The sequence below is a fragment of the Acidovorax sp. FG60 genome (genome assembly GCF_057808995.1).
Genome location: NZ_JBMDJC010000005.1, coordinates 138,224 through 150,287, shown reverse-complemented (window position 1 = coordinate 150,287; position 12,064 = coordinate 138,224). Strand labels below are relative to the sequence as shown.

The 12,064-nt window shown below is 66.4% G+C and carries 13 protein-coding genes and 1 riboswitch; of the genes, 9 read left to right on the top strand and 4 right to left on the bottom strand.

Features of this window, described 5'->3' with window-relative positions; translation table 11 throughout:
* Nucleotides 1-44: 44 nt before the first annotated feature.
* On the top strand, nucleotides 45-1,043 hold the full coding sequence (locus ACODS0_RS09725; protein WP_082437638.1) for a Bug family tripartite tricarboxylate transporter substrate binding protein: 999 nt from the start codon (nucleotides 45-47) through the stop codon (nucleotides 1,041-1,043).
* 40 nt (nucleotides 1,044-1,083) lie between these two features.
* On the opposite strand, the gene ACODS0_RS09720 is transcribed toward ACODS0_RS09725, so the two are convergent.
* From ACODS0_RS09720 to ACODS0_RS09710, 3 genes are all read right to left on the bottom strand, one after another.
* Nucleotides 1,084-1,635, bottom strand: coding sequence for a hypothetical protein (locus ACODS0_RS09720; protein WP_488834574.1), 552 nt, complete (start codon nucleotides 1,633-1,635; stop codon nucleotides 1,084-1,086).
* A complete protein-coding gene (locus ACODS0_RS09715) occupies nucleotides 1,632-3,572 on the bottom strand; it encodes an MFS transporter (protein WP_488834571.1) in 1,941 nt (646 codons plus the stop codon). Before ACODS0_RS09715 ends, ACODS0_RS09720 begins: the two co-directional genes overlap by 4 nt.
* A gap of 403 nt (nucleotides 3,573-3,975) precedes the next feature.
* Nucleotides 3,976-4,776 (bottom strand): hypothetical protein, encoded by an 801-nt coding sequence (locus tag ACODS0_RS09710; RefSeq protein WP_488834569.1) that lies wholly within the window; start codon nucleotides 4,774-4,776, stop codon nucleotides 3,976-3,978.
* 136 nt (nucleotides 4,777-4,912) lie between these two features.
* Here ACODS0_RS09710 and ACODS0_RS09705 point away from each other — a divergent pair, with 136 nt between their 5' ends.
* The 8 genes from ACODS0_RS09705 (at nucleotide 4,913) to ACODS0_RS09670 (ending at nucleotide 10,846) form a co-directional block, all read left to right on the top strand.
* Entirely contained in the window at nucleotides 4,913-5,644 is a 732-nt protein-coding gene (locus tag ACODS0_RS09705) for a helix-turn-helix domain-containing protein (RefSeq protein ID WP_488834567.1), read from the top strand.
* Between the two features lie 178 nt (nucleotides 5,645-5,822).
* Nucleotides 5,823-6,725: a TetR/AcrR family transcriptional regulator gene (locus ACODS0_RS09700; RefSeq protein ID WP_488834564.1), complete on the top strand. Its 903-nt coding sequence runs from the start codon at nucleotides 5,823-5,825 to the stop codon at nucleotides 6,723-6,725.
* A complete protein-coding gene (locus ACODS0_RS09695; RefSeq protein ID WP_488834562.1) occupies nucleotides 6,722-7,285 on the top strand; it encodes a DUF2867 domain-containing protein in 564 nt (187 codons plus the stop codon). The genes ACODS0_RS09700 and ACODS0_RS09695 overlap by 4 nt, the downstream gene beginning before the upstream one ends.
* Nucleotides 7,272-8,591, top strand: a complete 1,320-nt coding sequence (locus ACODS0_RS09690; protein WP_488834560.1) for an ABC1 kinase family protein — start codon at nucleotides 7,272-7,274, stop codon at nucleotides 8,589-8,591. Before ACODS0_RS09695 ends, ACODS0_RS09690 begins: the two co-directional genes overlap by 14 nt.
* 12 nt (nucleotides 8,592-8,603) lie before the next feature.
* Nucleotides 8,604-9,029: a DUF6463 family protein gene (locus tag ACODS0_RS09685; RefSeq protein WP_488834558.1), complete on the top strand. Its 426-nt coding sequence runs from the start codon at nucleotides 8,604-8,606 to the stop codon at nucleotides 9,027-9,029.
* A gap of 52 nt (nucleotides 9,030-9,081) precedes the next feature.
* Nucleotides 9,082-9,462: a hypothetical protein gene (locus ACODS0_RS09680; RefSeq protein ID WP_121508378.1), complete on the top strand. Its 381-nt coding sequence runs from the start codon at nucleotides 9,082-9,084 to the stop codon at nucleotides 9,460-9,462.
* Nucleotides 9,463-9,650: 188 nt separating this feature from the next.
* Nucleotides 9,651-10,193, top strand: coding sequence for a YXWGXW repeat-containing protein (locus ACODS0_RS09675; protein ID WP_121508377.1), 543 nt, complete (start codon nucleotides 9,651-9,653; stop codon nucleotides 10,191-10,193).
* 158 nt (nucleotides 10,194-10,351) lie between these two features.
* Entirely contained in the window at nucleotides 10,352-10,846 is a 495-nt protein-coding gene (locus ACODS0_RS09670) for a YXWGXW repeat-containing protein (protein WP_488834555.1), read from the top strand.
* Nucleotides 10,847-10,876: 30 nt separating this feature from the next.
* Here ACODS0_RS09670 and ACODS0_RS09665 read toward each other — a convergent pair whose 3' ends face one another.
* Complete coding sequence (locus tag ACODS0_RS09665) at nucleotides 10,877-11,659, bottom strand: 2-keto-4-pentenoate hydratase (RefSeq protein WP_488834554.1); 783 nt, start codon at nucleotides 11,657-11,659, stop codon at nucleotides 10,877-10,879.
* A 223-nt stretch (nucleotides 11,660-11,882) separates the two neighbouring features.
* Nucleotides 11,883-12,004, top strand: a riboswitch (glycine riboswitch).
* Nucleotides 12,005-12,064: the final 60 nt, after the last annotated feature.

Below are 12,064 nucleotides of genomic sequence, written 5' to 3'. Positions count from 1 at the left end.
CTCGATGCTGGAGGCCGACGCTTTTCCCCTCCAAGGAGTGCCCCATGAAGTGCTTGCAGATCGACAGACGGCGTAGCGTGATCCACTTGGCGGCAGCCCTCGCGGGGCTGGGACTCGGCACGCCGTGGCTGGCGCACGCCGAAGGCTATCCGGCCAAGCCAATACAGCTCATCGTTCCCTTCCCGCCAGGGGGCGCCGTGGACATCGTGGGTCGAACGATCAGCAAGAAGCTGGGCGACCGCCTTGGCCAGCCCATCGTGATTGAGAACAAGGCGGGTGCAGGCACTGTGGTCGGAGCGGCCTTCGTGGCCAACGCACCCGCTGATGGCTACACGCTGTTGATCAGTTCAGGCTCCACGTTCACCGTGAATCCGGCGCTCAATGCCAAGCTGCCCTACGACCCCGTCAAGAGCTATGAGCCCATCGGCATGGTGGCCCGCGTGCCGCTGATCCTGCTGGCAAACCGCGAGGTGCCCGTGGGCAATCTCAGGCAGCTGATCGTGGCAGTGCAGCGCGCCCCCGACAAGTTCTCCTACGGCTCCTTTGGCAACGGCACCACCGGCCACTTCGCGGCAGAGCTGACGTGGTCTGCCGCCGGCATCAAGGTGATGCACGTGCCCTACCGAGGCAGCGCGCCCGCCATGAGCGACCTGATGGGCGGGCAGATCCCGTTCACCATCGACACCGTGGCCGCAGCGCTGCCACAGCTCAAGGCGGGCAAGATCAAGGCCATTGCCGTCACGGGTGCAACGCGGGCCACGCAACTGCCCGACGTGCCTACGGTGGCGGAAAGTGGCTTCCCCGGGTTCTCGGCCGACTCCTGGCTGGCCGTGGTTGCGCCACGCGGCTTACCCGCCGAGGCCAAGGCCAAACTGCACAAGGCCCTGGCCGACACCCTGGCGGACGCGGAGGTCCGCAGCAAGCTCATCGCCGCCGGGCTGGAGCCGTCGTACGCCACGGGCGATGCCGTGCTTACGCAGATCGAAGACGAGTTACCACGCATGCGTGCAATTGCACAGCGCGCGCAGATCCGCGCGGATTGAACGCCGCGCGAGGCCCCTTGCTTTTGGCGTTTTTTGACTCTCAGCCCCGCAGCCAGGCCAGCATGTGCGGATAGGCCGGGGTTCCGCCCGGCAGGACCTGCGCGGGCAGCAGGGTGAGCCCCGCAGCAGCCAGGCCCGAGGCGCCCAGGTACACCCCCAGCTCAAAGGTGGTGCGCAACCCGACGGAGCGCCCGTGGTAACCACCGTCATGGAACAGCACGGCGGAATCCAGCCCCAGGTGCCGAGTGGCCGCCCAGGCCCAGGCCGTGGCTTCGATCTCACCACCGTGGGCCACCTCGGGCAGGTCCTGCAGCGCATCATCCAGGGTGGACCGCAGCGCCGTGGGTACCACCGCCAGGTGGCCCGCTTCGTGCAGCAGGTCTCCAGGCCAGCGCAGCCGCGCCCGGTCCACACGCAGGCCACCCCGCTCGATGCGGACGCCGGGTAGAAAACTGCCTTCGGGGACCTCGGCCTCGCAGACCGCAAGGCCGATGCTGCGCAGGAAGGCCAGGATGCGGTCCGTCAATGCGCCGTGGTCCGCCGCTGCCGCTGCCGCTGCCGCTGCAGCGCTGGAGGATTCATCGCGGCTCATGCTTGCAGCAGGTCCGCCACCTGGGTGCGCAGCAGCGCGGGCTGCACCTGCGTCGATGCCACCGGGCGGCCCACATTGAGCCCCACACGGCTGAAAAATCCCCGCCGAAACGGTCGCACCATGGCGCCGCCCTGCTCGATACGGCTGAAGTACGAGCCCCACAAATTGGTCAGCGCCATAGGGATCACCGGGGCTTCAACACCCTCTGCGCGCGCGCGCTCGATGATCTTCATGATGCCGCCCTTGAACTCCTGCAGCTGCCCGTCCTTGGTGATTCCACCTTCAGGGAAGATGGCCAGCAGATCGCCCTCGCGCAGCACCTGCGCGGCGCGGTCGAAAGCGGCTTCGTAAGTCTTGGGGTCTTCCTTGTAGGGTGCAATCGGAATCGCCTTGGCGAGGCGAAACAGCCAGCCCAGCACCGGCACGCGGAAGATGCGGTGGTCCATCACGAAGTAGATGGGGCGCGGGCTGGCCGCCATGAGCAACACAGCATCGACAAAGCTCACATGATTGCAGGCCAGGATGGCCGCGCCCGTCGAAGGCAGGTTCTCGTCGCCCTGCACCTTGAAGCGGTACACGAAGCGCGACGACACCCAGGCCACAAACCGCAGCAGGTACTCGGGCACCAGCATGAAGATGTAGAACGCCACCACCGCGTTGGCAATGCCGGTGAACAGGAAGATCTGCGGCACCGTGAAGCCCGCGCCCAGCAAGGCACCGGCGATGAGCGAGCTGGCAATCATGAACAGTGCGTTCAGGATGTTGTTGGCCGCGATGATGCGTGCGCGGTGCGTGGGCTGGCTGCGCATCTGGATCAGTGCGTACATGGGCACGCTGTACAGGCCCGCAAACAGGCTCAGCAGCAGCAGATCCAGCATCACACGCCAGTGCGCGCCCTGGGCCATGAAGGCGGCCAGGCCCATGATCTCGGCAGGGGGCAGGCTGCGCGAGGCGAAGTACAGGTCGATGGAGAACACGCTCATTCCGATGGCGCCCAGCGGCACCAAGCCGATCTCGACATGGCGGCGCGAGAGCACCTCGCACAGCAGCGAGCCGATGCCGATGCCGATGGAGAACACCACCAGCAGCAGCGACGCCACCTGTTCGTTGCCGTGCAACACCTCCTTGGCCAGGCTCGGAAACTGGCTCAGAAACACGGCGCCAAAGAACCACATCCAGCTGATGCCGAGCAGCGAGCGGAACACTGCGACGTTCTCGTGCGCCAGTTTCAGGTTGCGCCAGGTTTCCGTGAAGGGATTCCAGTTGATGGTCAGGCCGGGGTCGGTGGCGGGCAGCGAGGGAATGAACTGCGCGACCGCGCGCCCGGCCAGGGCCGCCGCCACGCAGGCCACGGCCACCGTGGTGTGGCCAATGCCCGGGATGGCCACCAGCAGGCCACCGGCCACGTTGCCCAGCAGGATGGCCACAAAGGTGCCCATCTCCACCATGCCATTGCCGCCGGTCAGCTCACGTTCGTTGAGCACCTGGGGCATGTAGGCGAACTTCACGGGGCCGAACAGCGTGGAGTGTACGCCCATCAGAAAGGTACACAGCAGCAGGATGGGCACGTTGTCCGTCATGAACCCGAAGGCCGCCACCAGCATGATGGCGATCTCCATGTTCTTCACGAACCGGATCATCTTGGTCTTGTCGTACTTGTCGGTCAGCTGCCCGGAGGTGGCCGAGAACAGCAAAAACGGCAGGATGAACAGCGCACCAATCACCAGCCCCGCCATCGCTGGCGGTAGCCACGACACGCTGAGCTGGTAGGTCACCATCACGGTGAACGCGAACTTGAAGAGGTTGTCGTTGGCCGCCCCAGAAAATTGCGTCCAGAAGAACGGCGCAAATCGCCGCTGGCGCAGCAGGGCGAACTGGTTCGGGTCCTCATGCGTCGGCACTGGCGCCGCGCTGGCTGAGGGAGTCTCGGGGTGCATGCGTTTCTCCTCGTTTCCGATGGGTTGGCTTGTTGGAATTTTCCGTGCCCGCACTTCATGCGCCTTCTTGGCTCTTCATGCGCGTGATCTGCGGGCAACACCCACGGCGTGGGCGCCATTCTGCCCGGACAGCGTGACGTGCGGCGCGCTCTGTGCAGTACTGTTGCGCAATGCCGCCAGGGCCCCAGAACGTGTTTACGATCTTTTCGGGGCCGCGTTGGGACGCAATCGGGATGAGTGGATGCATCGGCTGCTTGCATGGGCTCGTGCCCATGCAAGCAGCCGGAGCGTCCAATCGCCCGATTTCGCCCCAACCCTTCGGGCAAGCACCTTGCCGGGCGGTCTGCGGCGTTGCAGCGCTTGTGGATAGCCGAGCTATCCACTGCGCACCACGCCTTGCATCTCATCCCGACAAGGTGCTTGCGCGGCCCTGAAAAGATCGTAAACACGTTCTTAGCACGGGCCAGGCGGCGCCAGCCGCGAACACGTGCTTGAGGCTGTGGCCTGACACCCACTGGTGGGTGGCATCAAACACCGCGTGGTCCGCCGCCTCGAACAACTTGGCCACGGCATACAGGCCAATGACCGCGCCCAAGTGCACCGCCAGCGCGCCATCGCGCCGGGGCAGACAGGCGAGCGCCAATACCACCAGCATGCCGCCCAGTTGCACTACGGCCCAGGGCATCAGGTTGCCGGTGTGTGCCCACCACAGCACGGCCAACGGCCCCGCCAGCAGCACCGCCCCCGCCATGGCCCAGCCTGCCCGTTCGCTCACGCGGCTGGCCGCCAGCCCCAGCAGTCCTGCAAACGGCAGCACCATGCCCAGCCGGTCCCACAGCAGGCCCGCATCCTGCGGTTTCCAGTGGTAAACGCTGGAGCCCACGGCCGTACACAGCAGCCCTGCAAAAAACAGGGCGGCCAGCGCGCGCGAGGTGGGATCCAGCGCTCCTGGCGCCAACCGGCGCAGCGCCCACAGGCCCCACACCCCTGCGATGGCAAACGGCAGATTGCTGAGTACATCCACCGCGCAAGGAATGCCCCACAGCGCCCGCTGGTCGGCAAAGCCATGCTGGTGTGCGCTGGCGGGCAGCACCGGGCCGAACAAGGCCAGCGCCAGCAACGCGGCCGCGCCCAGCACGAGAGCTAGTTCAGCGCGGGTCGCGGGCTTGTGGCGCCGGGTGGGGAGAGAAATCAGAGAGGTCATGGTCGTCACATCCGTGGATGAGTGGGGATTGCCGCGCAGTGTGTTCAGCCGCAGTCACCCGGACACCAGAAAGTCGCTCAGAGGGCTACCAAAGCCACCTCAGGTATTGATAATTGATACCAAGGAGCCAAAACCCATGAGCACGACCGCCGACCTCGTCACCGCCCTGAAGAAGGAACTCAAGACCGCGCAGATGACCTACGCCGACCTGGCGTTGGCATTGGGCATGGCCGAGTCCAGCGTCAAGCGCATGCTGGCCAAGGGCGACATGCCGCTGTCGCGCATCGACGCCATCTGCCGCGCACTGGCGCTGGACTTTGCCGATCTGGCGCGGCGTGTGGCCGACGAACAGCCGCTGTTGAAAGAGCTGACGCAAGAGCAGGAAAAAGCCGTGGTGGGCGACAAGAAACTGCTGCTGATGGCGATTTGCGTGCTCAGCCAATGGACGCTGGAGCAGGTGACCACCGCCTACCGCCTCACCGAGGCCGAGGGCATCAAGTACCTCGTACAGCTCGACCGCATCGGCATCATCGAGCTGCGGCCACTGAACCGCTACCGCTTGAAGCTCGCCAAGACCTTTCGCTGGCGCCCACATGGCCCGGTGATGAACTACTTTCGCGACCACGCGTTGCTGGACTACTTCGCGGGCGGCTTTGACGGCGCGGGCGAAGGCGTGCTGCTGGTGCACGGCAACATCAGCCGCAGCCTGGCCCCTGCGTTCATGGAGCGCATGCAGCGCGTGGCCCAGGACTTTGCCCAGCAGCACCTGGCCGACCAGAAGCTGCCCGACCGCGAGCGCGAGGGCTACACCTTGCTGCTGGCGATGCGCAGCTGGGAGTTTGAGGCCTTTGCGTCCATGCGGCGCTGATTTACTCTTATTTTGATAGCTATCAGCGCTTTACCAAAAAGCGCCAGAGACCAAAAACACCCTGAATTTATGAGTTGAGCACAGCGCCAGCAGCTGTGCTGTGCCACCCCTGCTTGACGCAACAAACAGAAAATACTATTCTTTAAATAACAAATTTTGTTTATTTAAAGATAGTTAAATGAAAACCACCCGCCAGCAACAAGACGCCACGCGCCGCCAGATCGTGGCCAGCGCGGTGGACCTCATGACCCGCCAGGGCTTTGACGGCACGACGATGAAAGACATCGCGCGTGCAGCAGGCATTGGCGACGCCACGATCTACAAATACTTCCCCACCAAGGACCGCATCGTGCTCGGCTACCTGGACGATGTGGTCCACCAGGCGCTGGCCGAAACCCTGCAGACGCCAGGCTTCGCGGGCTATCAGCTGCAGGAAAAGCTGCAGCGCCTGACCGACGCCGTGCTGGAGCGCCTGCTGGCCGACCGCGAATTTGTGGCCCAGGTGCGCAGTCTGGCGCGGCGCTCGCCGCTGTCGATGCTGGCCGAGCCCCTGGCGGCGCGCCAGAGCCTGCGCGAGGCCGTCGCCAGCTTTCTCGAAGCGGCAGAGGCCAGTGGCGAAATCGAGCCCTGCGACTTCAAAGGCATGGCGGGTGGGCTCTACACCGACTACCTGGCCGGTGTGGTGACCTACTGGCTGGCCGACACCTCCGACGAATTTGCCGACACCACGCAGCTGGTGGACCTTTCGCTGGGTGTGCTGGTGCAGGCGCTGCGTGGCGGGCTCGTCAACCGCGCGCTGCAACTGGGCGGCTTTGTGCTGCGCAGCCAGATGGCCCGCATGGTGCAGCACAGCAGCGGCCTCATGGGGATGCTGCAGCTGGCCAAGCAGGCCATGGCCAGCGCGCCCTACAGCACTCCCCAGGCACACCAGGCCCACACGGCAAACGCCGGTTCACCCGCAGCGCCAGAGCCTTCCAAGCCGCCCCGTACGCCGCGCAAACCACGCGCAGCCAGCCCAGTCCCGCCCCCCAGCACCACCGCCAAGCCCGCCGCCGCACCACGCAAGAGGAAGTCCGCATGACCACCGCCCCCACCGTGCGCGAAACGCAGGTGCCCGCAGGCACCGCCATCCATGCCAGCTTGCCCGGCGCCCATTTTTTTGATGCCTACGAGGTGGCAGACGGCCAGCCCTCCCACACCGCCCTGCAGGCCTGGCTGGACGTGGTGGCCCGCACGCCGCGCTGGACACAAATGCTCATGACCGTGCGCAACAAGCTGGTGCGGCTGGTGGGCCTGAAGGACCTGGGGCAACTGCACGATGGGTACCCCCCCGCCAGCGGCAGATCGCTGCGCGAGGCCAGCAGCTACCGTGTGGGAGACCGCGTGGGCATCTTCCGCATCCGCCACCTGAGCGACACCGAAGTCGTGATGGGCCAGGACGACAGGCACCTCGACGTGCAGGTTGCACTGACCAAGCACTGCGGACGGACCCAGACCTCTGGGCCGCCGACCATGGTGCTCAGCACCGTGGTGCACATCCACAACACGCTCGGGCATGCCTACATGGCGGTGGTGACCCCCTTTCACCGCCGCATTGCACGGGCCATGGTGCAACGCCTGGCAGACCATGGCACGCACTGAACCGCCGCGCACCGGCCGCCTGGCGCGCGGCACCATCACGGGCATCGCTGCCGCGCGCATCGGGATGGCCCAGCTGGGGCACCGCGTGCGCACGCCATCTGCCCAAGCGCAGGCCGACCACGAAGCCGCCCTCGGCCGCATTCTCTTTGGCGCGCTGGGCCAGTTGCGGGGCTCGGCGCTCAAGGTGTCGCAGTTGCTCAGCATGCACCCCGGCCTGCTGCCCGACGGTGTGCGGCAAGAGCTGGCGCGCGCCCACCACCAGGCCCCGCCACTCAACCGCGCGCTGGTGGGCCGCGTGTTCCGCCAAGCTTTCGGGCAGGAGCCCGAGGCATTGTTTGAACACTTCGAACCCACCGCCTTCGCCGCCGCCAGCCTGGGCCAGGTGCACCGCGCGCAGCTGGCAGGCCACGGCACGGTGGCCGTGAAGGTGCAGTACCCCGGCATCGCCGCCACCATCACCAGCGACATGCAGCTCATGCGCGCCGCGCTGCGCGCCCTGGCCCATACCGACATGCCGCTGCCCGCCAACACCGTGGTGGACAGCGTGATGACCGAGATCGAGGCCACGCTGCTGCGCGAGGTGGATTACCTGCAGGAGGCCGAACAACTGCAGTGGTTCGCAGAGCACGCGGCGCTGCCGGGCGTGGTGCTGGCCCAGCCCATCCTGTCGCATACCCGGGCCCAGGTGCTCACACAGCAGTTTCTGCCGGGCCAGCATCTGCAGGACTGGCTGGCCTCGCAGCCCACGCAGGCGCAGCGCGACTGTGCCGGACAGCACCTGTGGGACTGGTTCATGCACTGCCTCTTTGTGCTGGGCCGAGTGCACGCCGATCCGCACCCGGGTAATTTTCTGTTCGCACCCGATGGCACCGTGGGCGTGCTGGACTTTGGCTGCACGCGCAGCCTGTCGGAGCACTTTCGCACCCAGGTGACAAAAGCATGGTCCGCCCTGCTGAGGCCTGCCACCGACCCACAGCGAGACGCGCTGGTGCTGCAGGCTTACCAGGCACTCGGACTCGTCAACGCCCGCCTCACCGTGCCTGCCTACACCGCCGAACTCGCGCCCGCACTGGCTGACATGCAGGCCTGGCAGATGGAGCCCTTCACGCAACCGATTTTCGATTTTGGCGTCAAGACGCCGCCACCCATCACGGCCGGACGGCACCAGCGCATGCTGGGCGAGCACCTGGTGCAGGTGCCCGGCGAGATGCCCGCGTTCGAGCGCATGTGGATGGGCCTCATGCACCTGCTTACGGGGCTGGGCGCGCGTGTCCACACGCATTGCCCCGCCCTTCTTCCTTCATAGGACCCCACCCACATGACCTCCCTGACCTCCCCCTCCCCTCGCTCTACGGCCATACCGCTTCGCAACCGCTGGAAGGGCCAGTGGATGCTGGCCGTGGCGGTGCTGCACACGCTGTATGCGGCCGTCGTGTTTCCGACCCAGCTGCAAGAGATCGTGCAGCGCGGCGTTTTCAACAGCGTACAAAAAGACCCGGCCGTGGGCGCCGTGGTCTGGTTTGTACTGTTCGGCGTGTTGTTCGCGTTGCTGGGCTGGGCCATCCTGCTGGCCGAACGCAACGCTGCCCTGACGCCCGTTCCTTTGCGCGGGCTGGGTGCCGGGTTGCTGGCACTCACGGTGCTGGGCATTGTGCTCATGCCTTCCTCCGGTTTCTGGCTGGCGCTGCCGCCCGCGCTCGCCCTGTGCTGGCCCCAAAGCGCTGAAGGCGAAAAAGGCGGTTGATGCGCTGCGTCTGCACCTTCCACGGCCATCCTGATTGAACTAGAAACTGTCCATGAATACTGCGCTGGTACTGGCAGCCGGGGGCCTCGCCCTGGTGGGTGTTGCGCACTCGGTGCTGGGTGAATTGCTGGTGTTTCGCGCCCTGCGCACAGAGGGCATCGTGCCCACCGGCGGACGGCCCGTGCTGCGGGAGTGGCAGGTGCGCATTCTGTGGGGCACCTGGCACCTGGCCACCGTGCTGGGCTGGGCCCTGAGCGCCTTGATGTGGCGCCTGGGGACCGCGCCCGTGGACGCGGACCTGGGAGCCTGGGTGGCCGATGTGGCCGGGGTCGCCACGCTGGCCAGCGGCGTGCTGGTGTTCTATGCCACTGAGGGCCGACACCCTGCCTGGTTTGCCCTGCTCGTGGTGGCGGCGCTGGTGTGGTGGCGCTGAAGGGCCGCACTACGTTCACGTGGGTGGGCAGCTTGCCGGAAGTGTGAGAAAAATCACGGAAACCGCGGCTGCTCCTGCTGCAGGAAACACAACTTCACAAGACTTCGCAATTCGCCTACACCGGCTTGACGCAGCATCTGCACCATGAAGTCTCCGGTTCCGCAAGGAATCATTCTGAGGAGATCACCATGGCCCGCAATGCACTCGCCGCTGTTTCCATCGCCTTGCTGTCTCTGGGCGCCGCAACGGTGGCGCAGGCACAGACCAGCGCCACCGTTGTCATCCAGTCGGGGCAGCCCCACCACTACCAGGCGCCAGCGCCCATGGTGGTGCAATACGGCCCACCACCGCCCCCCCGCCATGAAGTGGCGCCCCGCCCTCGGCACAACATGGTGTGGGTGCCCGGCTATTGGGATTGGCGCGGCCACCGCCATGTCTGGGTCCAGGGCCACTGGGTGAAGGCGCGCCCTGGTTACTACTACCGCGAGCCGCGCTGGGTGGAACACGGCGGCCGGTGGGACCTGCGCCCCGGCCGCTGGGACCGTGATGGCGACGGCATCCCCAACCGCTATGACCGTGACCGCGATGGTGATGGTGTTCCCAACCGCTACGACCGCGATCACCACGACCGAGACCGCGATGGCGTGTCCAACCGCTACGACCGCGACCGTGACGGAGACGGCGTTCCCAATCGGCACGACCGCCGCCCGGACAACCCCTACCGCAATTGAACGATTGAACAGCTGAAGGAGCGCGGAGGCTCGCGAGCCCCCGCGCCCACTCCCCCCTTTGGCCTACGCCCGCCCCCGCTGAGCACCTACGTGGCGCCGCGCACCAGGCCGCCACCATGCAAAGACCGATTCCGCCAGGAATCACCCCGGAGACCACCATGACCCGCCAAACACTGACCGCAGCCGCCATCGCCCTGACGGCACTGCTGCCCCTCGTACCGACACACGCGGCCATTCAAGGCACCGTCGTCATTCAGTCCGACCAGCCACAGCGTGGGTACCAGCCTACGCAGACCTACCAGGTGATTCCCGCGCCCCCACCCCCACGGTACGAAGCCGTGCCGCGCCCACGCCGTGGCCAGGTGTGGGAACAAGGCCATTGGGAATGGCGCGGCAACCGCCACCGCTGGGTGAAGGGCCACTGGGTACAAGCGCGCAGCGGCTACCAGTACCGGCAGCCCCAATGGGTGGAGCGCGATGGCCGCTGGGAAATGCAGCGGGGCCGCTGGGACAGTGACGGTGACGGCATTGCCGACCGCAACGACCGGGACCGCGATGGCGATGGCATCTCCAACCGCAATGACCGTGATCGCGACGGTGACGGCGTGTCCAACCGCCGCGACAGCCAGCCGGACAACCCGCGCCGCAACTGATCTGCCGCGTTCCACGATCCTCGTAACGGTTCAGTCGAATTTCACCTCGGCGCGACCGACACCAGGGAAGTCGGCAACCACCACCGTGCCCGGTGCCACCATCACGGTGCCGGTGCACGACCCGGTGGTCACCCACTGCCCTGCGCGCAGCCCTCCCAGGCTGCGCGCGCCTTCGTTGGCCAGCCACACCAGCAGCCGCAGAGGGTCGCCCGCCGGGTTGGCCCAGGTGGCGTGCTGCACGGCCACCGATCCGTTCACCGACAGGCTGACCCCTTCCACCAGGGGCTGCACCGAAGCCACGTCGGTCAAACCCGAACCCACGATCAGCGCCCCATGGCAGGCCTGGTCGGCCAGGCGACTCCAATCCCCTTGTTGTGCCCAGGCGGCAAAGCGCGTGTCGCACACCTCAATGGCGGCACGCACCGACACCATGGCGGCCAGCACCTCGGCCGCGCTGTAGGGCGTGGCGCGTGCGGGCAGGTCTGCGCCCAGTTCGTACACCAGCTCCGCCTCCACCCCCATAACGGCAAAGCCTGTGGCCGACAAGTTGACCTCCTGGCCAGGCTGCTCCACCCACACCGAGTCGCGGGTCAGCGCCGCACGCGCGGGTTGGGCCTGGGGCGACGCGGCGCCCACCTTCCAGCCCACAATTTCGCCCCGCTCACGCACTACGGCGTCCTGCACGGCGTAGGCCTCGGCCGCATCGCGAGGGCGCAATGCAGCGGGCAGATCCAGCGGCCGGGGCGTGCGTCCCTGGCGCGCCATGGTGATCACGGCGGCGCTGGCGAAGGGGTCAAAGGCGGTATCGGGCATGGGAAAAGCGTCCTGGGGTGGGTCAAATCGCCGGATTATGGCGACTCCATGTCGCCGCCAGCATCAGCAACGATTGCCGCCCATTAGCCGCCCCAAACACCCCACCGCCGCCCGCACCCTCCTAGAATGGCCCCCGCAGGAGAGCACGGCAGGCCACAAGGCCCACCGCTGCACCGAAGGCGCAAACTCCCATACACGCTCAGGTCCCGTACTGCACCATTTATCAAAGCCGTCTGGAGAGCCGCCCCAACCTGTCAGCAGCGTTGTGGCGCACCGAAGGAGCAAACCGCGCGCCATGTGGGCTGGGTGGTGAATCTCTCAGGTACCAAGGACAGGGGGAGCGGCAGCTTGGCGGACGCGCGCTGGCTGCTTGCTATTGAATCAATAGCTGCCAACGCAAATCCA